22 protein-coding genes are annotated in these 21,062 nt (G+C 64.6%); 8 read left to right on the forward strand and 14 right to left on the reverse strand.

All coding sequences use genetic code 11. The features are described 5' to 3' along the window. The first annotated feature begins 119 nt into the window (after positions 1-119). From AC097R_RS03680 to AC097R_RS03695, 4 genes are all read left to right on the forward strand, one after another. A complete protein-coding gene (locus tag AC097R_RS03680; protein WP_479598089.1) occupies positions 120-1,658 on the forward strand; it encodes a sugar ABC transporter ATP-binding protein in 1,539 nt (512 codons plus the stop codon). After that, a complete protein-coding gene (locus tag AC097R_RS03685) occupies positions 1,651-2,601 on the forward strand; it encodes an ABC transporter permease (protein ID WP_479596243.1) in 951 nt (316 codons plus the stop codon). The genes AC097R_RS03680 and AC097R_RS03685 overlap by 8 nt, the downstream gene beginning before the upstream one ends. Then, on the forward strand, positions 2,601-3,542 hold the full coding sequence (locus AC097R_RS03690) for an ABC transporter permease (protein WP_479596244.1): 942 nt from the start codon (positions 2,601-2,603) through the stop codon (positions 3,540-3,542). Before AC097R_RS03685 ends, AC097R_RS03690 begins: the two co-directional genes overlap by 1 nt. Positions 3,543-3,648: 106 nt before the next feature. After that, the gene (locus AC097R_RS03695; RefSeq protein ID WP_479596245.1) at positions 3,649-4,215 is read left to right on the forward strand and encodes a PKD domain-containing protein; all 567 of its coding nucleotides are present in this window, start codon (positions 3,649-3,651) and stop codon (positions 4,213-4,215) included. 29 nt (positions 4,216-4,244) lie between these two features. Here AC097R_RS03695 and AC097R_RS03700 read toward each other — a convergent pair whose 3' ends face one another. Then, positions 4,245-5,135: a class II glutamine amidotransferase gene (locus tag AC097R_RS03700; protein ID WP_479596246.1), complete on the reverse strand. Its 891-nt coding sequence runs from the start codon at positions 5,133-5,135 to the stop codon at positions 4,245-4,247. 64 nt (positions 5,136-5,199) lie between these two features. Beyond that, on the reverse strand, positions 5,200-5,391 hold the full coding sequence (locus tag AC097R_RS03705) for a 4-oxalocrotonate tautomerase (protein ID WP_479596247.1): 192 nt from the start codon (positions 5,389-5,391) through the stop codon (positions 5,200-5,202). A gap of 76 nt (positions 5,392-5,467) precedes the next feature. On the opposite strand from AC097R_RS03705, the gene AC097R_RS03710 reads away from it, so the two are divergent. The 3 genes from AC097R_RS03710 (at position 5,468) to AC097R_RS03720 (ending at position 8,721) form a co-directional block, all read left to right on the forward strand. Further along, on the forward strand, positions 5,468-6,967 hold the full coding sequence (locus AC097R_RS03710) for a glycosyltransferase family 39 protein (protein ID WP_479596249.1): 1,500 nt from the start codon (positions 5,468-5,470) through the stop codon (positions 6,965-6,967). A gap of 8 nt (positions 6,968-6,975) precedes the next feature. After that, complete coding sequence (locus tag AC097R_RS03715) at positions 6,976-7,779, forward strand: phosphatase PAP2 family protein (protein WP_479596250.1); 804 nt, start codon at positions 6,976-6,978, stop codon at positions 7,777-7,779. Between the two features lie 87 nt (positions 7,780-7,866). Next, on the forward strand, positions 7,867-8,721 hold the full coding sequence (locus AC097R_RS03720; RefSeq protein WP_479596251.1) for an NAD-dependent epimerase/dehydratase family protein: 855 nt from the start codon (positions 7,867-7,869) through the stop codon (positions 8,719-8,721). Here AC097R_RS03720 and AC097R_RS03725 read toward each other — a convergent pair. The 8 genes from AC097R_RS03725 to AC097R_RS03760 form a co-directional block, all read right to left on the reverse strand. Further along, the gene (locus tag AC097R_RS03725) at positions 8,702-9,379 is read right to left on the reverse strand and encodes a phosphatase PAP2 family protein (protein ID WP_479596252.1); all 678 of its coding nucleotides are present in this window, start codon (positions 9,377-9,379) and stop codon (positions 8,702-8,704) included. The two genes, AC097R_RS03720 and AC097R_RS03725, sit on opposite strands and share 20 nt — an antisense overlap. A gap of 90 nt (positions 9,380-9,469) precedes the next feature. Further along, positions 9,470-9,715 carry a hypothetical protein gene (locus AC097R_RS03730; RefSeq protein ID WP_479596253.1) on the reverse strand — a complete coding sequence of 82 codons (246 nt, stop codon included), beginning with the start codon at positions 9,713-9,715 and terminating at the stop codon, positions 9,470-9,472. 120 nt (positions 9,716-9,835) lie between these two features. Next, positions 9,836-10,885: a serine/threonine protein kinase gene (locus tag AC097R_RS03735; protein ID WP_479596255.1), complete on the reverse strand. Its 1,050-nt coding sequence runs from the start codon at positions 10,883-10,885 to the stop codon at positions 9,836-9,838. Positions 10,886-10,930: 45 nt separating this feature from the next. Beyond that, a complete protein-coding gene (locus tag AC097R_RS03740) occupies positions 10,931-12,454 on the reverse strand; it encodes a serine/threonine protein kinase (protein WP_479596257.1) in 1,524 nt (507 codons plus the stop codon). Then, positions 12,451-13,203, reverse strand: coding sequence for a metallophosphoesterase family protein (locus AC097R_RS03745; protein WP_479596259.1), 753 nt, complete (start codon positions 13,201-13,203; stop codon positions 12,451-12,453). The genes AC097R_RS03740 and AC097R_RS03745 overlap by 4 nt, the downstream gene beginning before the upstream one ends. A gap of 84 nt (positions 13,204-13,287) precedes the next feature. After that, complete coding sequence (locus AC097R_RS03750) at positions 13,288-14,400, reverse strand: DUF2855 family protein (protein ID WP_479596261.1); 1,113 nt, start codon at positions 14,398-14,400, stop codon at positions 13,288-13,290. 89 nt (positions 14,401-14,489) lie between these two features. Next, positions 14,490-14,918 (reverse strand): organic hydroperoxide resistance protein, encoded by a 429-nt coding sequence (locus AC097R_RS03755; RefSeq protein WP_479596263.1) that lies wholly within the window; start codon positions 14,916-14,918, stop codon positions 14,490-14,492. A 62-nt stretch (positions 14,919-14,980) separates the two neighbouring features. Then, positions 14,981-15,439, reverse strand: coding sequence for a MarR family winged helix-turn-helix transcriptional regulator (locus tag AC097R_RS03760; RefSeq protein WP_479596265.1), 459 nt, complete (start codon positions 15,437-15,439; stop codon positions 14,981-14,983). Positions 15,440-15,581: 142 nt separating this feature from the next. On the opposite strand from AC097R_RS03760, the gene AC097R_RS03765 reads away from it, so the two are divergent. After that, entirely contained in the window at positions 15,582-17,183 is a 1,602-nt protein-coding gene (locus AC097R_RS03765) for a GMC family oxidoreductase (RefSeq protein ID WP_479596267.1), read from the forward strand. Between the two features lie 260 nt (positions 17,184-17,443). Here AC097R_RS03765 and AC097R_RS03770 read toward each other — a convergent pair whose 3' ends face one another. The 4 genes from AC097R_RS03770 to AC097R_RS03785 form a co-directional block, all read right to left on the reverse strand. Next, positions 17,444-17,746 carry a hypothetical protein gene (locus AC097R_RS03770; RefSeq protein WP_479596269.1) on the reverse strand — a complete coding sequence of 101 codons (303 nt, stop codon included), beginning with the start codon at positions 17,744-17,746 and terminating at the stop codon, positions 17,444-17,446. Positions 17,747-18,117: 371 nt separating this feature from the next. After that, positions 18,118-18,957: an ABC transporter permease gene (locus AC097R_RS03775; protein WP_479596271.1), complete on the reverse strand. Its 840-nt coding sequence runs from the start codon at positions 18,955-18,957 to the stop codon at positions 18,118-18,120. Position 18,958: 1 nt separating this feature from the next. Then, entirely contained in the window at positions 18,959-19,882 is a 924-nt protein-coding gene (locus AC097R_RS03780) for an ATP-binding cassette domain-containing protein (RefSeq protein WP_479596273.1), read from the reverse strand. A gap of 24 nt (positions 19,883-19,906) precedes the next feature. Next, positions 19,907-21,061 carry a GGDEF domain-containing protein gene (locus AC097R_RS03785; RefSeq protein WP_479596275.1) on the reverse strand — a complete coding sequence of 385 codons (1,155 nt, stop codon included), beginning with the start codon at positions 21,059-21,061 and terminating at the stop codon, positions 19,907-19,909. Position 21,062 lies beyond the last annotated feature (1 nt).

The raw sequence follows: 21,062 nt of genomic DNA on the forward strand, positions 1-21,062 counted from the left end.
TGTTTAACGCCATGGCGGCGCCAGTTTCTGGTGCCGCCATGTCCACGAGTTGCCCCGGCATTTGTTGCCCTTCCAGGAATCCGACCACTGTGAACTCCGCGAGCGAGCCGCTGCTGTCCATGCAGGGCATCCACAAATATTTTGCGGGCGTACCCGCCTTGCGCGACGCATCCCTGCAGCTGTATGCCGGGGAAGTGCATGCCCTCATCGGGCAAAACGGTGCGGGCAAGTCCACCATGATCAAGGTCGTGACCGGTGCCTACGCGCTGGACGGTCCCCAGGACCGCGGGCAGATTCGCTTTGACGGCGCCGCCGTGCGCTTCCAGTCTCCCAAGCAGGCGCGCGAAAGCGGCGTCAGCACCATCTACCAGGAAATCAACCTGGTGCCTTTTGCCTCGGTGGCAGAGAACATATTTTTAGGGCGCGAGCCGCGCCGCTTTGGTCTGATCGATTGGGCCCGCATCCACCGCGAGGCCGAGCAGGTCGTCGCCTCCGTCGGGTTGTCGGTGGATGTGCGCAGGCCCGTCTCCAGCCTGTCCACTGCCTCGCAGCAGATGGTGGCGATTGCGCGTGCCGTGTCGGTCGATGCCAAGCTGGTCATCATGGATGAATCCACCTCCAGCCTGGACGACCGCGAGGTCGAGGTGCTGTTCGGGGTCATCCGTAAGCTCAAGCAGGATGGCCGCGCCGTCGTGTTTGTCTCGCACCGCCTGGACGAGCTTTACGCCATCTGCGACCGCGTGACGGTGATGCGCGACGGCCAGACCGTGCATGTCTCTCCCATGGCCGATATTTCCAAACTGGACTTGGTCACCACCATGTTGGGCAAGGAACTGTCGGTGGCGCACGGCAAGCTGGCCACCGCAGCCGATGCCGGCCCGCGCGCGGACTTGCTGGGCGTCGAATCTTTACATGTGGCACCGCGCTTGCGCGGCATCTCGCTCAATGTGGGTGTTGGCGAAACCGTGGGCCTGGCCGGCCTGCTGGGCTCGGGCCGTACCGAGACCATGCGCGCCGTGTTTGGTGCTGACCGGCCCGATGCAGGTGGTCTGCGCTTTGAGCAGCAGATGGTGGACTTCAAGGACCCGGCCGACGCGATTGCCAAAGGTATTGCCTACCTGTCGGAAGACCGCAAGATCGAGGGCATCTTCCCGGACCTGTCGGTGCGCGAGAACATGACCATGGTCATGCTGCCGCAACTCGCCCGCATGGGTGTGGTGGACAAGGCGGCGCAGCTCAAGATCGTGGACGATTTCATTGCCCGCCTGGGTATCAAGACGTCGGGCCCCGAACAACCTATCCGCGAACTGTCCGGTGGTAACCAGCAAAAGGTGTTGCTGGCGCGCTGGCTCGCCCTGTCGCCGCGCTTGCTGCTGTTGGACGAACCCACGCGCGGTATCGATGTGGGGGCCAAGGCGGATATTGCCAACCTGATCCACGGACTCGCTGCCACCGGCGTCGGCATTCTGATGTCGGCGTCTGAGCTCGAAGAGCTGGTCAGCATGAGCGACCGCGTGGTCGTGATTCGCGACGGCGCCAGCATTGCCGAGCTGCGTGGCGACGATTTGAGCGAGCACGCCATCATGTCCGCCATTGCCGAAGGGCGCAGTGCGGACCCCGCGCTGCACACCCCCCAAGAGGGCGCAGCGCATGTCTAAAGTTTCTTCAGGAGCGCGTGTGCGTCATTGGCTGGTTCAAGGCGGGGCGCTGCTGGCGCTGGCGCTGTTGGTGGTGTTCAACCTGTTGTTCACCGAGAGTTTTTTGTCCCTGCAAACCCTGAACGTGAATCTGACCCAGGTCACGACCATCGTGATCGTGGGCGTAGGCATGACCCTGGTGATTGCCACAGGGGGTATCGATTTGTCAGTGGGGGCGCTGATGGCAATTGCCGGCACGCTGGCACCGCTGATCTTCCAGGCCATGCCGGGTGGCGGTGGTCTGGTGGCCAGCATCCTGATTCCGATTGCGGTGGCTGCGGCCTGCGGCTGCTTCAATGGCTGGCTGGTCACCGGCTTTGGTATTCAGCCCATCGTGGCCACGCTGGTGTTGTTCATTGCGGGGCGCGGTGTGGCGCAGGTGCTGACCAATGGCAACCTGCTGGCCTTTGACAACCCCGGGTTTGCGGTGCTGGGCAAAGGGCAGTTGCTGGGCTTGCCGGTGCAGGTGCTGCTGATGTTGGTGATCGTGGTGGTGGCCTCCTGGGTGCTGCGCCGTACCGTGTTTGGGCGCTTTATCGTCGCCACGGGCGGCAACGAGCGGGCCGCACGCCTGACGGGCATTCCTGCCGTGCGCATCAAGATGATGGTGTACGCGCTGTGTGGTGCGCTGGCCGGTTTGGCCGGGCTGATCACGGTATCCATCAATTCGTCATCGGATGCGAACCAGAACGGCCTGGGCATGGAGCTCGACGCCATCGCGGCCACGGCTGTGGGCGGCACGCTGCTCAGCGGCGGGCGGGCACGTATTTTCGGCACCTTGATAGGGGCCTTGATCATTCAGCTGATGCGCTACACCCTGTTAGCGCACGGTGTGCCGGACGCGGCGGCCATGCTGGCCAAAGCCGCGATCATTGTGGTGGCAGTGTGGGTGCAAAAGAAGTGATGAAAAACAAAGAATTGATCGGCGTGTCCGTCGTCGTCCTACTGCTGTTTTTGTTCGGCGCCCTGCGCTACGAAAACTTTTTCAGCGCTTACAACCTGCTGGAGTTTGGCCGCTACAACACCATGTTCGCGCTGATCTCCATTGGCATGGCCTTTGTCATCATGACCGGCGGCATCGACCTGTCCGTGGGGACCGTGGCGGCGCTGGGGTCGGTGGTGTCGGCCTTGCTGTCGCCCCACAGTGCCATTGGTGCGATTGTGGCCGGCACTCTGGCGGGAGCAGCCTGCGGGCTGGTCAACGGCCTGGTGATTGCGCGCCTGCGCATTCAGCCCTTCATCGCCACGCTGGCCATGACCTTGGCCGCCCATGGTGCCGCCTTGTTGCTGGCCGACAACCAGGCCGTGTCGCCGTCGTATGACACCGGCTTTACCGACTTTGGCCAGGGTGACTGGCTGGGCATTCCTGTGCCCATGTGGGTGCTGCTGCTGGTGTTTGCGTTGGCCGGAATCGCCCATGTCTACACCGCATTCGGCCGCCACACGTTGGCCATTGGCGGCAGCGAAGAGGCCTCCAAGCTCATGGGTCTGAACGTGAACCGCAAGCTGGTGCTGATTTATGTGCTGTCGGGCACGCTCGCCGGGCTGGCGGGCGTGTTTCTGGCGGCGCAGGGCTCTGGCCAACCCAACGAGGGCATGGGCTGGGACCTGTTCGCCATCTCCGCCGTGGTGGTGGGCGGCACGCTGCTCAGCGGCGGTGCCGGCTCCATCGCGGCCACCATGGTGGGCGTGGTCCTGCTCGGGTTGATCTTCAATCTGCTGAATTTTGAAAATGGCCTGGGCCAGTTCACGCTGTCGTCCTACTGGCAGTCGGTGGTGCGTGGCGTGTTTTTGCTGGTGGTGGTGGTGATCCAGGCGCGGCTGCTGAAAAAACGCCAGCATTGAGCCACTTGCGGGCATTTGCCCTCGCCATGCCGCATTGGGGGTGAATGGAGCAGACGGCTGCAGGACCTTCGTGGTAGCCTTCCTCACCATTTTCAAGGAGCTCACCATGCGTATGTCTACCCTTTGTGCCGCACTGGCCACTGTTTCCTGTTTCGCCCTGAGCGCACAGGCGCAGGTGCTAGGCACCATCACCGCCTCGTCCACCACCGTCAAAGTCGGTGAGCCCGTTACCATCACGGCCAATATTGATGTGCTCAACGGCAACTACTGTGGTTTTGTCGTGGGCTTTGGAGACGGTACATTCAAGGACGCTGTGAGTGATGCCAGCACCCCGGTGCCCCTGGTTATCACCCGTACCTATGACAAGCCTGGCTCCTACCACGTGACCCTGGGTGGCAAAAACGTTCAGAACCACCCCAATTGCGGTGGACCAGAGCGTGCCGTGGACATCACCGTGGCCGGCCCGGTTGCAGCCGCCAAGCCCGTTCCGTTGAAACCAGCGGACGTCTGCGCCAAGGGCTGGAAGCTGTCTGGCAAGCTCAACGCCAAGACCGGTGCCTTCACCTGTACCGCCAAAGCGGGAACCGCGTTGCCTGCCGAAAAGCCCGTGTGCAAGGGCGACCTGAGCTACGTGGAGAATGTGAAGAAAGGCCAGTACGGCTGCAAGCCCTAAGGCTGGCGGGCCAGGGGCCCGCTGAAACGTTATACCGCAGCAGGGGCTGCCAGGGCTGCGGCTTTGGCAGCCTCTTCTGCTTCCCGCAAGGCTGCGGCTGCCGCGGCTGCCGCAATCAGTGTGGTTTTGCAGACCGCGCGGCTCAAGGGGCTGCCATCAACAAAAGCCTGTAGTTCACCGGCTTCCATCGCCACCCAGTTTTCGTTGGTGGTCAGCGGTTCGGTCACCACAATCACCAGCCGGTCTTCCGGGCCGTTGAGTTCGGACAGGTCCACTGTCACGTCTTCGTCCTTGAGTTGCACGTGGCTGAATGGATGCTGGCGCACCACGTAGCAGAGTTTGGTGCTGGCATGGGCCCACAAGGCTTGGCCGTTGCTCAGCAGGAAATTGAAGGTGCCGTGGCGCGCAATTTTCGGCACCAGTTCGGCCAGGGTGTGGGTCAGCTCCTCAACGGTGGGCACCGAGGCGTGGGACTTGTTGAGTTCCTGCAGCAGCCAGCAAAACGCCAGCTCGCTGTCGGTGGTGCCCACGGGCTTGAAGCTGCCGTGCAGCGGTGGGTGGAATTCTTTGAGGTCACCGTTGTGGGCAAAGACCCAGTAGCGACCCCAGAGTTCGCGTGTGAAGGGGTGGCAGTTTTCCAGCGTGACCGCACCCACCGTGGCCTTGCGCACATGGGCCACCACGTTGTGGCTTTTGATGGGGTAGGTCTTGAGCATCTTCGCGATCGGCGACGTGGATGCGCTCTCTTTGTCCACAAAGTGCCGTGCCGCCTTGCCGGGCAGGTCGCCTTCGCTCTCGAAGAAGGCAATGCCCCAGCCGTCTGCATGGTGGTCGGTGCAGCCGCCACGCTGGGAGAAGCCGGTGAAGCTCAGCGTGAGGCTGGCCGGCAGGTGGCTGTTCATTCCAAGCAGTTGGCACATGGAAACAGTTTACCCCTGTGGTCTTGGGCCCGGTGCGGCGGTGCTATGAAAAAAACGTATGTGCTTATGTGCGCGGCTCGGTCCAGAGCTTGCCGCCCGTGGCCCAGTTCTCGCGCTTCACATCCGTGATCAGGATGTCCACCGAGTCGGGCGAGCCGCCCAGCACTTCGACGCTGACGCGGGTGATTTCTTCAACCAGTTTCTTCTTTTGCTCCAGCGTGCGGCCTTCGAGCATTTCAACGTGGTAAGTGGGCATGGTGTTCCTTGGGGGGCAATGAGGGGAGGTACGCAGATTAGACTGCGGGGGTTTCTATTTTCCTCTGACTTGCCCCGTGTCCTTTTTGTTCCCGCCCCATGCCGGTGTCCGCGCAGGCCATGTGCTGTGGGTTGTGTTTGCGTTGCACGCCGCCCTGGGCGCGGCGCTGGGCCTGTCGGTGGACGAGGCGCACTACCTGCTGTACGCCGCCCACCCGGCCCTGAGCTACTTTGACCACCCGCCGCTGGTCGGCTGGTTGCAGTGGCCCTTGGTGGCCGTGGGCGCGCCCGTGGCCGTGTTGCGCCTGTTGCCCGGCCTGCTGTGGCTGGCCACGGTATGGGGTGCATACCGCCTGACCCTGCGCATCTTCACCCCCGACCCGCTGGCACCGCAGGCCGCGCTGGCCGCCGTGTGGGCGCTAGCACTGGCGCCACTGCTGCATATCTTGGGGATTGGGCTCTTGCCCGATACCTTGCTGATGGCGCTGACGGTGGCCCTGCTGTGGCAGACCTGGACCCTGGTGCAGTCGCCCACCGCTGGCACTCCAGGCGCCTGGCTGGTGCTGGGCGTGCTGCTGGGGCTGGCGGGGTTGTCCAAGTACACGGCGGTGTTCACCGCGGTGGCCGTGGGGGGCTGTTTGCTCGCCGCGCATAGCCTGGCCGTGCTGCGCAAGCCCTGGCTGTGGGCGGCGCTGGCCCTGGCCGTGCTCATGGTGGCGCCGGTGGCCGTGTGGAATGCACAGAACGGCTGGATCTCGTTCACCTACCAAGCCGCGCACGGCAAGGGCAGCGTCTGGCAGGCGCAACATGTGGTGCGCTTTCTGCTGACCCAGCTGCTGGCCTATGGGCCGCTGTTGCTGCTGGGCTGGGTGGGCTGGCGGCGCAGCAGGGGCGCGGCAGCCTGGTTGCTGCTGTTCTTCGCCGTGCCGTTTGCCATCTTTGCCTATTTGTCGGGCGGAGGCTCCAGCCTGCCGCACTGGACTGCACCCGCCTGGGTGGCTATGGCGCCTTTCGCGGGCTGGGGTGTGGCCAGCTGGTGGCAGGCGGGTCGTCGCTGGGCGATTGGCAGCTTGGCCGCGCTACAGGCACTGGCCTGCGTGGCGCTGCTGGGACTCATGCTCAGCGCAGGCTGGCCCTTGGTGGCTGGCAGTGCGGCGGCCTTGGCACCACAGCCCAATCCGTTTGCCGACCTGCACGGCTGGCAGGCTGCAGGCGCACGCGCGCAGGCCCTGGCCGTACAGCAGCAGTTGGATAGCGTTGCAGTGCAGAACTGGACCCTGGCCAGCCGCCTGGGCTGGTACGCGCGACCCCTGCCCGTGCATGTGCTGGAGGACGGCATGACCCAGTTCAGCCTGTGGGCCGGCGACCTGCCCGTGGGCGGCAACACGTTGCTGGTGGATTGGTCGCACATGGCATACGACGTGCCCTTGGCGCCCCATGGTTTTGCCAGCTGCACGCTGCTGGATACGCTGCCAACCCGCCACTGGGGCATGCCGCTGGCCAGCTTCCGTTTTTACGACTGCCGCGGCTGGTCGGGCGCGCCGCAGCCGCGCCTTACACTCGCGCCCACGCCTTGAATCTGCCCATGTTTGCCCCGCCCCTTTCGCCCCACGCCCTGCAGACCCCGGTTGCCCGCTGGGTCTGGTGGCTGCCGCTGGCGTTGTTCGTGGTGGGGGCGCCGCTGTGGCTGCAGGTGTGGGAGCCGGCCTTGTTCATCGCCATCAACCAGTGGTGTGCGCCGGTGGCCGCGCCGGTGTGGACCGGCCTGTCTTTGTTGGGCAATGGTTGGGGCATTCTGGGTGTGACGGCGCCGCTGCTGGTGCTGGCGCCGCGCCTCATGTGGGGCTGGCTATGCGCCGCACCGTTTGCCATCCTGTTTGCGCGCACCGGCAAATTCTTCATTGAGAGCCCGCGCCCCGCCGCCGTGGTGGACAACAGCCAGATGCGCGTGGTGGGCGAGCTGCTGCACAACGTCTCCATGCCCTCCGGTCATACGCTGACTGCGTTTGCGGTGGCCGCCGGCATCTTCTTTGCACTCACGCCTGTGCAGCGCCGCCGCCACGCCTGGTTGTGGCTGCTGGCCGCCGGCACCGGCCTGTCGCGCATCGCGGTGGGGGCGCACTGGCCGGGCGATGTGGCGGTGGGCGCCAGCCTGGGCCTGCTGGCGGGCCTGCTGGGCCACCAGCTGTGGATGCGGCTGAACCCGCGCCACTATGCGCCGACCGCCTGGAGCCTGCGCCTGGTGGCGGCCCTGGTAGCGCTGGCAGTGTTCCATCTGCTGACCGAGGAGCTGGACTTTGCCGAGAACCAGCCCGCGCAATGGGTGCTGGCAGCAGTGGCGGTGCTGAGCCTGCTGGCCTTTGTACGCCAGAGTTTGAAGAAGAAATAGGGCGCTAGCCCCCGTAGATAGTGCGCGAGCAGCTCCTGTTTTGATAGTGGGTTGAACCTTGTTCCTCCAACAATTACCATCTCTCCTATGAAAAAAATTCTCGTCACAGGCGGCACCGGTGCCGTCGGCAAATACGTGGTGGACGACCTGTTGCGGCACGGCTACCAGGTCGGTGTGCTGGACCTGGCACCGCCCGGGCGCAGCGATGTGGTGCACCATGCGGTGGATGTGCTGCAGCTGGACGCGGTGCTGCAGGCCATGGCTGGGTATGAGGCCGTCATGCACGTAGCGGGCATTCCGCATCCGCTGAACGACCCGGCCAAGCGCGTGTTCGATGTCAACGTGAACGGCACCTTCAATGTGCTGGAGGCCGCGGCCCAACATGGCATTGGCAAGGTGGTGTTCACCTCCAGCGAATCGACCATGGGTTTTGCGTTTGCCACGCACCGGCTGGCGCCGCTCTACATTCCCGTGGACGAAGCCCACGCCGCGCGCCCGCAAGACCCCTATGGCCTGAGCAAGGTGGTGAGCGAGCAGATTTGCAAGACCTACACCCAGCGCTACGGCATGCGCACCGTGTGCCTGCGCATGCCCTGGGTCTGGCTGCCCGACGACGCGCAGCGCCCGTTCTACCGAACGCTGGTGGCCGAGTACGCCAACTGGTACAAAAACCTCTGGACCTTTGTGGACGCGCGCGATGTGGCCACGGCCCACCGCCTGGCGTTAGAGGTAGAGCTGGACAACGAACACGAGGCCTTCTTCATCACCGGCCCCCACAACTGGACCGGCCAGGATGGCCGCAAGTTGTTGGCCGAGTTCTGGCCCGAGGTGACCGAGTTCGCACCGGGCTTTGCGGGCACCGACCCGCTGATCTCACACGCCAAGGCGGCGCGCCTCTTGGGCTACGCGCCGAAGTACGGCGTCAAGGATGTGTTGGGCTGATTGAGCTGGTAGGAGTTGCCGGCTTGGGGCCGGCATGCAGCTGGTGCCGTGAAAACGGCTTGCCCTGGCCGGAGACCAGCAGGGCCAGGCGCACCTCAATGTCGTGCGTGGGCAGGTAGGTGGCGGTGGACGTGTTCAGCGCCAGCAACAACACCAGCGGCGCCAGTTTGCTGGCCCAGTGCGACAGGGCCAGGGGTGCGAGCTGGCGCACCGTGGGCCAGCTGACCGCTGCGCCCAGAATCCAACCGGCTACCACCTCACTGAGGCTGTGCGCATGCACGGCCAGGCGCGACACCCCCACCACCAGCGCCAGCAGCCAGCCCAGTGCAGCCCCACCACCGCGGGCCTGCAGCGCCGGCCAGGGAATGCCGCGCAGCAGCACCGGCAGGATGCTGGTGGCCAAGAGCGTGTGGCCGCTCACGCCGGTGAAGTCCAGCGCTGCGATGCCAATGCCCCAGCCGAAAAACAGGCACTTGCTGACCACGGTGATGCCCACCGCAATGACCAGGCGCAGCAGGTAGCGCTTGGCGGCATCGCGCGCGCCAGACTCCCACAGCCCCCCCAACACCAGTGCCAGCGCAGGCAGCAGCAGGCTGGAGGCGCCCAGGTGGGTCAGGATCCACCAGGCGTGTGCGGGCGGTAAATGTGCGTCGGGCATTGGAAATGTTGCGGTGCAAAAAAGTGGCGCCAGTGTAGCCCCGCGGCGGGGTGTATCTGGCGCGCACCTTGGGTGCCCGCAACCGCCGCGCTAGTGCAGGGGGCGGCGGTGGGCGTGGATGACGAGGGCCAGCAGCGCTGCACCGCCCAAACCCAGCACGATCAGCGAGGGCAGCAGCATTTGCAGGGCCTGCGCAAGGTCGGTCCCGGCATATGCGCCGAACTTCAGCCAGTGCAGCAGCAGGTAGAGCAGCACCGCCGCCGCTGCCAGCGCCCATGGCAGCCAGGGGGCGGGCAGGCGAGGTCGGGTCTGCGTTGCGAGAGAGGCGTCTTGCATGGAAAGCCTTGCCGGTTGCCTGAGTGCCCCCATGGGGTGGACGCACTGCAGGTGGAAAATGGCAAGGCTATGGCGTTTGCGTGTCAGTTTGATGACAAAGAGCGCACAGACGTCGTGGGCTCAGACCACCAGCGGGTCTTCCTGCATGGCTTCCAGCTGGTCTTCCAGCATCAGGATCTGGCCCTTCCAGTAGTCGCTGCTGCCAAACCACGGAAAGTTGGCGGGGAAGGTGGGGTCGCTCCAGCGGCGTGCCAGCCAGGCGCTGTAGTGGATCAGGCGCAGCGTGCGCAGCGGCTCGATCAGCGCCAGCTCGGCGCGGTCGAATTCTCGGAACTGCTCATAGCCGTCCACCAGCATGCCCAGCTGGCGGGTGCGTTGCTGGCGGTCGCCGCTCAGCAGCATCCACAGGTCTTGCACGGCAGGGCCGGTGCGTGCGTCGTCCAGGTCGACAAAGTGTGGGCCGGGGCCAGCGGTGGCGGCCACGTCGGTGGGCGTCCAGAGGATGTTGCCGGGGTGGCAGTCGCCATGCAGGCGCAGCTGGCGTATGCCGCTGCTATTGGACTTGTTTTGGCCGGTAGCCCCTGCCATATCTGCGCGGGCAGCTATTAAATCAATAGCGTCCTGGCAGCGCTGGGTCCAGGTGCTTTGCACGTCCAGCGGCACCATGTTGTTGGCCAGCAGCCATTGCATGGGCTCGACGGCAAAGGTCTGCACGTCCAGCGCCGGTCGGTGCTCAAACGGGCGCTTGGCGCCCACGGCGTGGATGCGCGCCAGAAAGCGGCCAATCCACTCCAGCACCTCACCATCGTCCAGCTCGGGCGGGCGGCCACCGCGGCGTGGGCTCACGCTGAAGGTGAAGCCGCCAAAGTGGTGCAGCGTCTGGCCATTCAGCACCAGGGGTCCCACGGCCGGAATTTCATCGGCCATCAGCTCGGCCGCAAAGTCGTGTTCTTCCTGGATTTGCGCATCGGTCCAGCGCGCGGGCCGGTAAAACTTGGCCACCACCGGGGCGCCGTCCTCCAGCTGCACCTGGTAGACGCGGTTCTCATACGACGACAAGGCGGTGAGGCGGCCATCGCCGCGCAGGCCCACGCTGTCCAGTGCGTCCAGCACCAGGTCGGGGGTCAGGGGTTCAAAGGGGTGAAGGGCGCTGCCCGTGGTGCTGTGCATGCCCCGATTGTCGTCTGCGGGCTTGTCCTTGCGCGCGCAGGTGGCTTAGCCCAGGGGCCCTAGGTCGTCGCCATACAGCCTGGGCACTGCGCTGTCGGCGTCCGAATCCGAGTAGCCTCCCACAGGGGGCTGTGCGTGGTAGGGCACATCGCCCAGCTGTTCGAACGGCAGGCTTTGCTTGACCAGGATGATGGTGCAGGGCGCGTCCATGGCCACCTTGATGGGCACGGTGGCGACAAAGCGCTGGGTCTTCAGGCCGTGCGTGGCGGCGCCCATGACGATGACGCTGACGTGGTTGCCGCGCGCATAGTCCAGCAGGGCCTGGGCCACGTCGCTGCTCTCCAGCACATGGCACGAGGTCTGGTGGCCCGGATGGTCCAGCGGTTGGGCCCACTGGCGCAGCGCGGTGAGGTGGCGGCGCTGCACCTGGGTTTCGCTCTGGTCTTCGTCCGAGGCGCTGGTCAGGCTGCTGCTGATCACGGTGACGCAGGCCAGCCGCGCGCCGGGGCGGGTGCCCAGCGCGCGGGCCACGGCCTCGCGCAGGCTGTACAGCGTGGCATCGGTCACGTCTTTGTGCGGCACGGCCACCATGACGATGGGCACCTCTTGCACCTGGCGCGAGGGCACGGGGCTGGGCTGGTAGTGCATGCCCGCGGCCTTGAGCCAGCGCTTGAAGTGGGTGCGAAACGGCGTGCCCACGGTGTTGGTGCCACGCCGGGTGATGTGCACCTGCGTGGGGTGGCTCAAGTCGAACGCCAGGTGGGCGGCCGAGGGGTAGCGCTTGGCGGCCTCGGGCTCCAGGCAGCGCAGCACCACCTCTTGCAACCAGGCGGGCAAATCTGCACGCAGCTTGCGCGGCGGCGTGGGGTCCATCCACAGGCGCTGGCGCAGGCCGGCCACGGTTTGTGGTGTCCCAAAGGGCAGCTCGCCGGTGCACAGCTGGTACAGCATCACCCCGATGGCAAACACGTCGCTGCGCGGGTCACCGCGCACACCCACCACCTGCTCGGGCGCGATCCAGCCCGGCGAGCCCACGGCCTTGCGCAGCTGCTCGGCCAGCAGGTCGGGGTAGTGCGCGTGGCACGACAGGCCAAAGTCCAGCAGCACCGCGGTGCCGTCCTCGCGCATCAGCACGTTGGCGGGCTTCAGGTCCAGGTGCACGGTGTTTTGCTGGTGCAGCGCGTGGGCTGCGCGGGCCATGGCCGCGCCCAGCCTGACGATGGTGTCCACCGCCACGGGCTGCGGGCCATCCAGCCAGTGCTGCAGGGTGAAGCCCGGCACGTACTCCATCACCAGGTAGGGCACGCGCAGCAGGTCGCCCGCGGCTACAAAGCGCGGCACCGTCGTGCCATGTAGCGCCTGCAGGATCTGGCATTCCACCTCGAAACTGACGATGTTCTCGGCGCCGTCGCCCGCCGTCATGCGCGGCACTTTCATGGCCATGGCAAAGCCCGGGCCGGGGCGGCCGTCGGCATAGACCACACGGTAAATATGCGCCATGCCCCCGGAGTGGATGCAATCCTCGATGGTGAAGCCATCGAGTTCGGCGCCGGGCTCCAGCAGCTTCATCGGCCTTGCTCCAGCCGGTGGGCAAAGAACTCGGGCAGGCCCACCCGGCGAATGGCCTGCGCGGCCGCGCCATGGTCATACGGCACGCGGTGGAAGGTGAGCTGGGCACGCTCGGTGTCCAGCAGCGCGTACATGGCCTGCGGGTTGCCGTCACGCGGCTGGCCTACCGAGCCCACGGTGGACAGCCATTCGCGGTGCTTGGGCACCGGCACGGCCACCCCGGGCTGGGGGATGAACATCATCAGCCCATCGGTAGCGCCGCGGTAGTACAGGGTTTGCAGGTGCACGTGGCCACCAAACACATAGCGCACACCGCTCCACTGGGTTGCGGCGTTCAGGCTGGCGGTGGCGGCGCGCTGGTCGTACACATAGCGCCACAGCTCGGGCGCGTCGGCGCTGGCGTGCACCAGCAGCACCGTGTCCAGGTGTTGTGTGAGTGGCAGCGCATCGATCCATTGGCGCTGCGCATCGGTCAGTTGATGGTGCGTCCAGGCGGCGGTGCTGTCGCCCACGGTCTTCACCACGGCAGGTGGGTTCACCGCCATCTCGTCGTGGTTGCCCTTGAGCACGATGGCACCCTCTTCGGTGAGCAGCATCACGCGGTCCACCACCTGCGCGGGGTTGGCACCGTAGCCCACCATGTCGCCCAAAAAGGCAAAGCGCTGCGCCTGCTGTGCGCGGGCATGGGCCAGGCAGGCGTCCAGCGCCTGGATATTGCCGTGAATGTCCGACAGCAGCGCCAGTCTCATCAAGTCTCCGGTGGGGAATGCCAAAACGCCATCATGCGCCACGCGCCTGACGGCAAGTTTGCACGAGGGGCTGCCCAGTGCTGGTTACAGCGACAGAATGTGCCCACCGCGGGGATTGCCTTCGCCCGCCAGGATGGCGGTGTAGGCCGCCTGCACCGCCTCGGGCCCCGTGTGGTGCTGTACCTGCAGCCAGGGCTGGGCCGGGTTGGCCACCTGCGCGGTAAACCCCTGCCAGGCCTGCAGCAGGCGGCGGCCCAGTTCGGCCCCGCCCCATTCCAGGCTGCGTTTCTTGATCTGCGCGGGCGCAAAGAACAGCGTGGGGCGCGGCCCCGGCAGGTCTTTGCCGCCGCCCAGCTCGGCCACATGGGTGCCGCCAATGGAGCTGCTGTAGACCAGCGCCGTGCAGTGCGTGTGCAGCGCCTTGCGGAAGGCCGCGTTGCCCGCAAAGTCCACGTAGATGGAGGGCGTGCCCGGTGCAATCTGGTCCAGCTGCGCGTAGGTCAGCACGCGGTGGTACACGCCCAGGCTTTCACAAAACGCCACGTTGCGTTCCGAGGTCAACCCGATCACCTCAATGCCCTCGCGCTGCGCGAGCTGGAAGGCGGTGCCATAGGCCGTTTTGCTCGATGCGCTGGACAGCAGGATGGCGGCTTTGCCCGTGTCGGTGGCGCCAAACCAGGCGTTGTCGTGCAGAAAGTCATCAATCAGCCAAGAGGTGATGAACAGCGGGCGCAGCAGCGCCTGAATGTCTTCGGTGTTGGCCGTGTAGAACGGATCGGTGGCGCAGCGGGTGTACTGGTTGTAGACCGCGTGCAGCGTGGCGCGGTGCGGCGCCACGTCAGACCAGCCGTTGGCATTCACCTTGCCGGGCATCAGGTCCACGGCGCTGGCCATGGGGAAGTAGCCATACACGCGCTCGCCCACGGGCACCTCCGCGTGCTGGCTTTGCACCACGGTGCCAAAGCCCCACACCGGTATGCGGCCCCACGCGGCTGCGTCCTCGCCGTCGGTGACGGGGAAGAACTGCCAGTACTGCATGGCATCGCCAAAGGCAGCGTAGGTGATGTTGTTGGAGGTCAGCGCAAAGCGGTCGATGTGCAGGCGGACCTGGCCGGCCGGCAATGGGCCCAGCGTGGTGCTGTGCAGCTGGGTTTGGGTGAGTTGGTTCTTGCGAACCCGGAGTTCGGTGGTGTGCATGCGCCGCACCATAAAACAAAAGGCCGGGCCCGCCAAGCGGGTCCGGCCTCCGAGGTGACAGGGCGCAGGGCCCTGCCAGCGCTACCGATTTAGACCACGGTGATGGTCACTTCGATGTTGCCGCGGGTAGCGTTGGAGTAAGGGCACACCTGGTGGGCCTTGTCGACCAGCGCCTGGGCTGCGGCCTTGTCCATACCGGGGATGGACACTTCCAGTGCCACTTCAATACCGAAGCCGGCGGGGATCTGGCCAATGCCCACGGTGGCGTTGATGCTGGTGTCCGCAGGCAGGGCAATCTTTTGCGTGCCGGCCACGAACTTCATGGCGCCGATGAAGCAAGCGCTGTAGCCGGAGGCGAACAGTTGCTCGGGGTTCACGCCATTGCCGGGGCCGCCCATTTCCTTGGGCACGGCCAGTTTCAGGTCCAGCAGACCGTCAGAAGTGCGGGTCGTGCCGTCACGGCCGCCGGTGGATGTGGCGTGGGCTTGGTAAACAACTTTTTCGATCTTGGTGGTCATGGTGCTTCTTTCAAAAAGTGCTGCGGTGGTGCAGCGGGTGGGTAAGGGGAAATCGGAGGGAACTACGGGGCGGTCAGGCGTTGGCGCAGGGCTTGCACCTGCTGGGTCAGGCCCATGAGCTCGTCCAGCGGGCAGTCGGCCGCGGCCAGCACACAGGCCGGTATGCGGGCGGCCTGTACCTTGAGGGAGCGGCCTTTGGCGGTCAAAAACACTTCCACGCGGCGTTCATCGGCGGTGCTGCGCTGGCGGCTCAGCAAATCGGCCTGCTCCATGCGCTTGAGCAGCGGGGTGAGGGTGCCGGAATCGAGATACAGGCGCTCGCCCAGGGCCGAGACGCTCAGGCCATCTTGTTCCCACAGCACCATCATCACCAGGTACTGCGGGTAGGTCAGCTGCAGTTCTTCCAGCAGCGGCTTGTACAGCTTGGTCATGGCCAGCGAAGTGGAGTACAGCGCAAAGCACAGCTGGTTGTCCAGCCGCAGGGCGGCGTCGTTGGCGGAAATGGTGCGGCTGCTTGGCATGGGTTGAATTGTAGCAAGCAATTAAATTGCGTGCAATACAAATTGCAAGAAATTGTTTCCAGCCCGTGGCAAGGGTAAACCGGGCTTGGCAGGGCCGCGGCCTCTGCGGTAACGTCAACGCCACCTTGAGAGGAGCGGACCTGTGTTTGACTACATCATTGTTGGTGGCGGCTCGGCCGGTTGTGTGCTGGCGGCCCGCCTGAGCGAAGACCCCACCGTGAACGTGGCCCTGTTGGAAGCCGGCCCTGCCGACAACAGCGTGCTCATCCACTGCCCGGCCGGCCTGGCCGTGCTGGCCAAAAACGGTCAGGCCAACTGGAAGTTCGACACCACGGTGCAACCCGGCCTGAACGGGCGCCGCGGCTACCAGCCGCGTGGCAAGGTGCTGGGCGGCTCCAGCTCGGTCAACGCCATGATCTACATCCGCGGCCAGAAGGAAGACTACGACCACTGGGCTTCTGAGGGCAGCCCGGGCTGGGCCTATGCCGACGTACTGCCCTACTTCAAAAAGGCCGAGGACAACGACCGCGGCGCCAATGCCTTCCACGGGCAGGGCGGCCCTCTCCATGTGCAAGACCTGACTACGCCCAACCGCCTGGGCCCAGTGTTTGTGGAGGCCGGGCGCCAGGCGGGCTACGCCGTCAACCCCGACTTCAATGCCGAAAGCCAAGAGGGCGTGGGTGTCTACCAGGTGACGCACAAGAACGGCGAACGCTTCAGCGCGGCCAAGGGCTACCTCACGCCCAACTTGGAACGACCCAACCTGCATGTGTTCACGGGTGCGCACACCACACGCATCCTGCTGGAGCACAAGCGCGCGGTGGGGGTGGAGTTTCTGCACGAAGGCGAGATGAAAGAGCTGCGCGCCGGCCGCGAGGTGCTGCTGTGTGCGGGCGCGCTGCAGTCACCGCAGATCTTGATGTTGTCGGGCATTGGCCCACACCAACATTTGGTGGAAAAGGGCATTGCCACGCTGCACGACCTGCCCGGCGTGGGGCAAAACCTGCACGACCACATCGACGTGGTGCAGATGGTGAACGCCCCGCAGCTGACCGAGACCTTTGGCGTGTCCTTCATCGGCTTGGCCAACGCGCTGCGCGGCATCTTTGAGTGGCGCAAGCAGCGCACCGGCATGCTCACCACCAACTTTGCAGAGGCCGGTGGCTTCATCAAGAGCCAACCCGACGAACGCACGCCCGACCTGCAATTCCACTTCGCCATCGCCAAGCTGGTGAACCACGGTCGCAGCACCGTGCTGGGCCACGGCTATTCGTGCCACGTGTGCTTGCTGCGCCCGGTCAGCCGTGGCAGCGTGCGCCTGGCCAGCAAAGACCCAATGGCTGCGCCACTGATTGATCCGAACTTCTTGGGTGAACGTGATGACGTGGAGCGCCTGGTGCGCGGCTTCAAGCTGATGCGCACCGTGTTGCAACAGCCCGCCCTGGCCGCGTTAGGTGGCAAAGAAGGCACCAAGTCCGCCGCAGCGCGCAACGACTTCGAAATCGAACAGTTCATCCGCGACAACGCGGACACCGTCTACCACCCGGTAGGCACTTGCCGCATGGGCCCCGGCCCGCTCGATGTGGTGGACCACGAACTGCGCGTTCACGGCATCCAGGGCCTGCGCGTGGTGGACGCCTCCATCATGCCCCGCGTTGTCAGCGGCAATACCAATGCGCCGACCATCATGATTGCGGAGAAGGCGGCGGATTTGATTCAGGCGGCGTGGCGGGCCGCGGCTTAAAGTGCTATTGATTTAGTAGCTAGTAGTGCAATGATGACGGGGGTTAGAGGCCTATTTTTTGCTTGAATCGTCAGTGTGGCGTCACTAGATGTCGCTGAGGTGTAGACGACGGCTTCAGACTGTTTGCGGACTTTCGAAGCGCTCCGAAGCAGTCGTTAACGCTGGCGGTAAACGGCACGCTGTGGCTGGCCGGGCGAAGAATGAAATGGCAGCCTGGTGCGGCCAGCCGCAGCGTGTCCGGTTGACCAACGGGTTAGGCGTCATTTTTTGGCAGGGCGAAGAACCTTGAGAACTGGCGCCAACTCCGTCAATGCCGCGCCGCCAAAGTTGCCATGCGCGAGCGCCCTTTCTATAACCTCATGGACTGTACCGAGCTTGACCAGTTCTGCGAAGCGCATGACCGCAAACTCGTCTGCCACCCCCTCAGAGACTTGAACGCCAGAGGCATTGGGCTTGCCCAGGTACGCTTCCATTGACTGCCAGTTGTCCAGTCCTGTTTCGGACCAGAGATGGAGATTGTCTCCATCGGACCAGATATACGTCGACCCTTTTATGTACGCCATAGCTTCTCTTGATGACGCCTAACTTGATATAGACCGCAAAAGTGCGGAATAACATGGCTCATTTGTCATGGTGCGCGTCTCCCTTGCAGCAGCTAAGTGGTTGTTTTTACTTGATTTTCCATCAGTATATTGCCTGATGTGCAATCTATTAACAAACCTTGAAACCCCGCAAAACCGCGTAATAACATGGGGGGCTGCAGTGCGATCGTTGTAGTTTCAGTCTACTAAACGATTGATCTGTATCGGTATTTTTCCGCTTTGGGTGGATGGATCACAAATAACAATCTTGCAAACCACGCAAACTCATCCGCTAGAACATGCGTTGGCAAGCTGAAAGGAACGTCTGCTTCCGCCGCAAAACGGCCGTCAATTCACTTCGCAAACCGCTTCCGCGTCAAAGCCAGCGCAATCCAGAACGACCCCACAGCGTACACAGCCAGCACCGCCAGATGCCGTGCAGCCTCCGCAGGCCACTGGTCCATGAACAGCGGCCGGATCAGCGCCACGGCATTCGACAGCGGCAGCCAGTCGGCCACCACGCGCACCACCACAGGCAGTTGTTCCAGCGGGAAGAACACGCCGCTCAGGAACATCATGGGCGTGAGGAACAGCGTGAAGTAGTAAGTGAAGAAGTCGTAGCCTTTGGCCAGCGCGTTGAAGATCAGCGCGATGCAGCTGAAGGTGACGCCCACGCCAAACAGGATGGGCCAGGCGACGAACAGCTTGGGGGAATGGCTGATGCTCAGCGCCAGCATCACGCCCATGATGGCGGTGACGGTGAACAGGGCCTTGAACGCGGCCCACAGCATCTCGGCCAGCACCACATCGTCCAGTGCCACCGGGGCGTTCATGATGCCGTCCCAGGTCTTTTGCACATGCATGCGGCTGAAGGCGGAGTACAGCGCCTCGAACGACGCGGCCTGCATGGCGCTCATGCAGATGGAGCCGCTGGCCAGGAACAGGATGTAAGGCACCTGCACGCTGCCCGTGGGGCCAACGACGGTGACCTGGCCAACCAGTGCGCCCATGCCGTAGCCAAAGGCGACCAGCCACATCAGCGGTTCGGCAATGTTGCCCACCAGGCTGGGGATGGCCAGCTTGCGCCAGACCAGCAGGTTGCGCAGAAACACAGGCCAGAAGCGCAGCGACACTTCAGGCGCGCGCCAGATGCTTTGGGGCTTGGGCGGGGTGTAGGTGGATGCGGTGCTCATATCAGGCCTCCTCGCGGATCTGGCGTCCGGTCAGTTTCAAAAACAAATCTTCCAGGTTGGCCGGGCGGTGCAGGGTGCGCAACTGCGGGTGGGCCGCTAGGCCCTGCAGCAGGGCGCCGGCATCTTGGGTGTAGAAAAACACGGTCTCGCCGCTCACTTCCACGCGCGCCGCCAGGCTGCGCAGCGGGCCGTCCACCAGCGCCAGTGCGCCCACGCCAAACACCTCCACCACGTCGGGCTCCAGGTGCTGGGCGATCAGCGCGTGCGGGGTGCCTTCGGCAATCTTCTTGCCGTGGTCCAGCACCAGCAGTCGGTTGCACAGACGCTCGGCCTCGTCCATGAAGTGGGTGGTTAACAAAATCGACTTGCCCTGTTGCAGCAATACCTGTAGACGCTCCCACATCAGGTGGCGGGCCTGCGGGTCCAGGCCGGTGGTAGGTTCGTCCAGCAATAGCAACTTGGGGTCGTTCACCAGCGCGCGCGCCAGGCTCAGGCGCCGGCGCATGCCGCCCGACAGTTCACCGGGTTTGGCGTTGGCTTTATGGGTGAGGGCGGCAAACTCCAGCAACTGTGGAATGCGTGCGCGGATGGCGGCGTCCTTCATGCCAAAGTAGCGGCCGTAGACCAGCAGGTTTTCAGCGCAGCTGAAGTCGGGGTCCAGCGTATCGAACTGGGTGACCACGCCCAGCTGGGCCTTGATGGCCAGCGCGTCGCGTGGCATTTCCCAGCCCAGCGCGTGGATGCTGCCGCCATCGGGCGCGGTGTGGCCCAGGCACATGCGAATGGTGGTGGTTTTGCCCGCGCCGTTGGGGCCGATCACGCCCAGGCACTCGCCCGGCGCGATCTCGAAAGACAGGTCTTTGACCACGTCGGCGTCGCCGTAGCGCTTGTGCAAATGCTGCACTTCAAACAGTTTTGCATTCATGCGGCCATTGTGCCGCAGGGGCCCTCAGTCGGCTTGCAGCAGGCGGCCGCGGCCTTGTGCTTTGGCCTGGTATAGCGCGCTGTCGGCACGCGCCATCAGGTCGGTCAGCTTCAGGTCACCCGGCTGCAACAGCGCCAGGCCGGCGCTGTAGTTCACGCGCATGTGCGGCTCCTGAATACCCTCTTCACGCAGCGCCAGGCGCAGGCGCTGCTCCACATGCAGGGCGGCGGATCGGTCGGTCTGCGGCAGCAGCAGGGCGAACTCTTCGCCGCCAATGCGCGCGGCCAAATCACTGCTGCGCCGGTTTTCTTCCAGCACAGCGCCGGTCATGCGCAGCACCTGGTCGCCCATTTCGTGGCCCTGGGTGTCGTTGATGCGTTTGAAGTGGTCCAGGTCCAGCAAAATCAAAGCCAGCGGTGTGCGGTGGCGCCGCGCCTGGTCGAACAGGGCCGTGGCCCGGTCGTCCCAGCCATGGCGGTTCAGCAGCCCGGTCACGCTGTCGGTGAAGGCCTGCTCGCGCAGCTGCGCTTCGGCTTCTTCGCGCCAAGCCACCAGGATGGCCACGGTGGTGAGTACCAGCGCCACGTTGGCAGTGATCTGGGCCACGATGTTGACGACGTGCGGGGCGTCGAAGCTGGGGTACAGATCGGGAAAGAATGCGCCCAGCACGCCGCGCGCCAGATTGGCCACAGCAAAGGCCGTGTAGCACAGCGCGATCAGCGTGCGCCAGCGCAGGCTGGCATCGCCTTTGGGGAAGAGGGCCGCACGCGCAACGATGAGCAGCTGCATGCCAAACAGCAGGTTGGCATACCCCACGCGCCAGCTGTAGTGGCCAAACACCAAGGCGTAGCCAATAGGCATGGCAATGGACAACCCCACCAGCAGGCGCGGGAAGGGGCGGGGGCCCAGCCACTCGCGCAGGGCAAAGAACATCAGGCAATTGGCCAGCGAACCAAACGCCATGGAGAGGGTGGACAGCACGAGGTCCAGCCAGTGGCCACCGAAGAAGCCGGAGCTGATGATAGCCATCCAGCCAATAGTCTGGCTCAGCAAACTGAGCTGCGCCAGGCGGGCCGCACGGCTGATGCCCTTGCCCATGATGGTAGGCAGGGCGATGGAGACGGTGCTCAGGTTGAGCGCCGTCAGAACCATGATGGTCAGGACACTGAGGTGCTCCATG

Source organism: Rhodoferax sp. ZS1R25 (assembly GCF_056521335.1).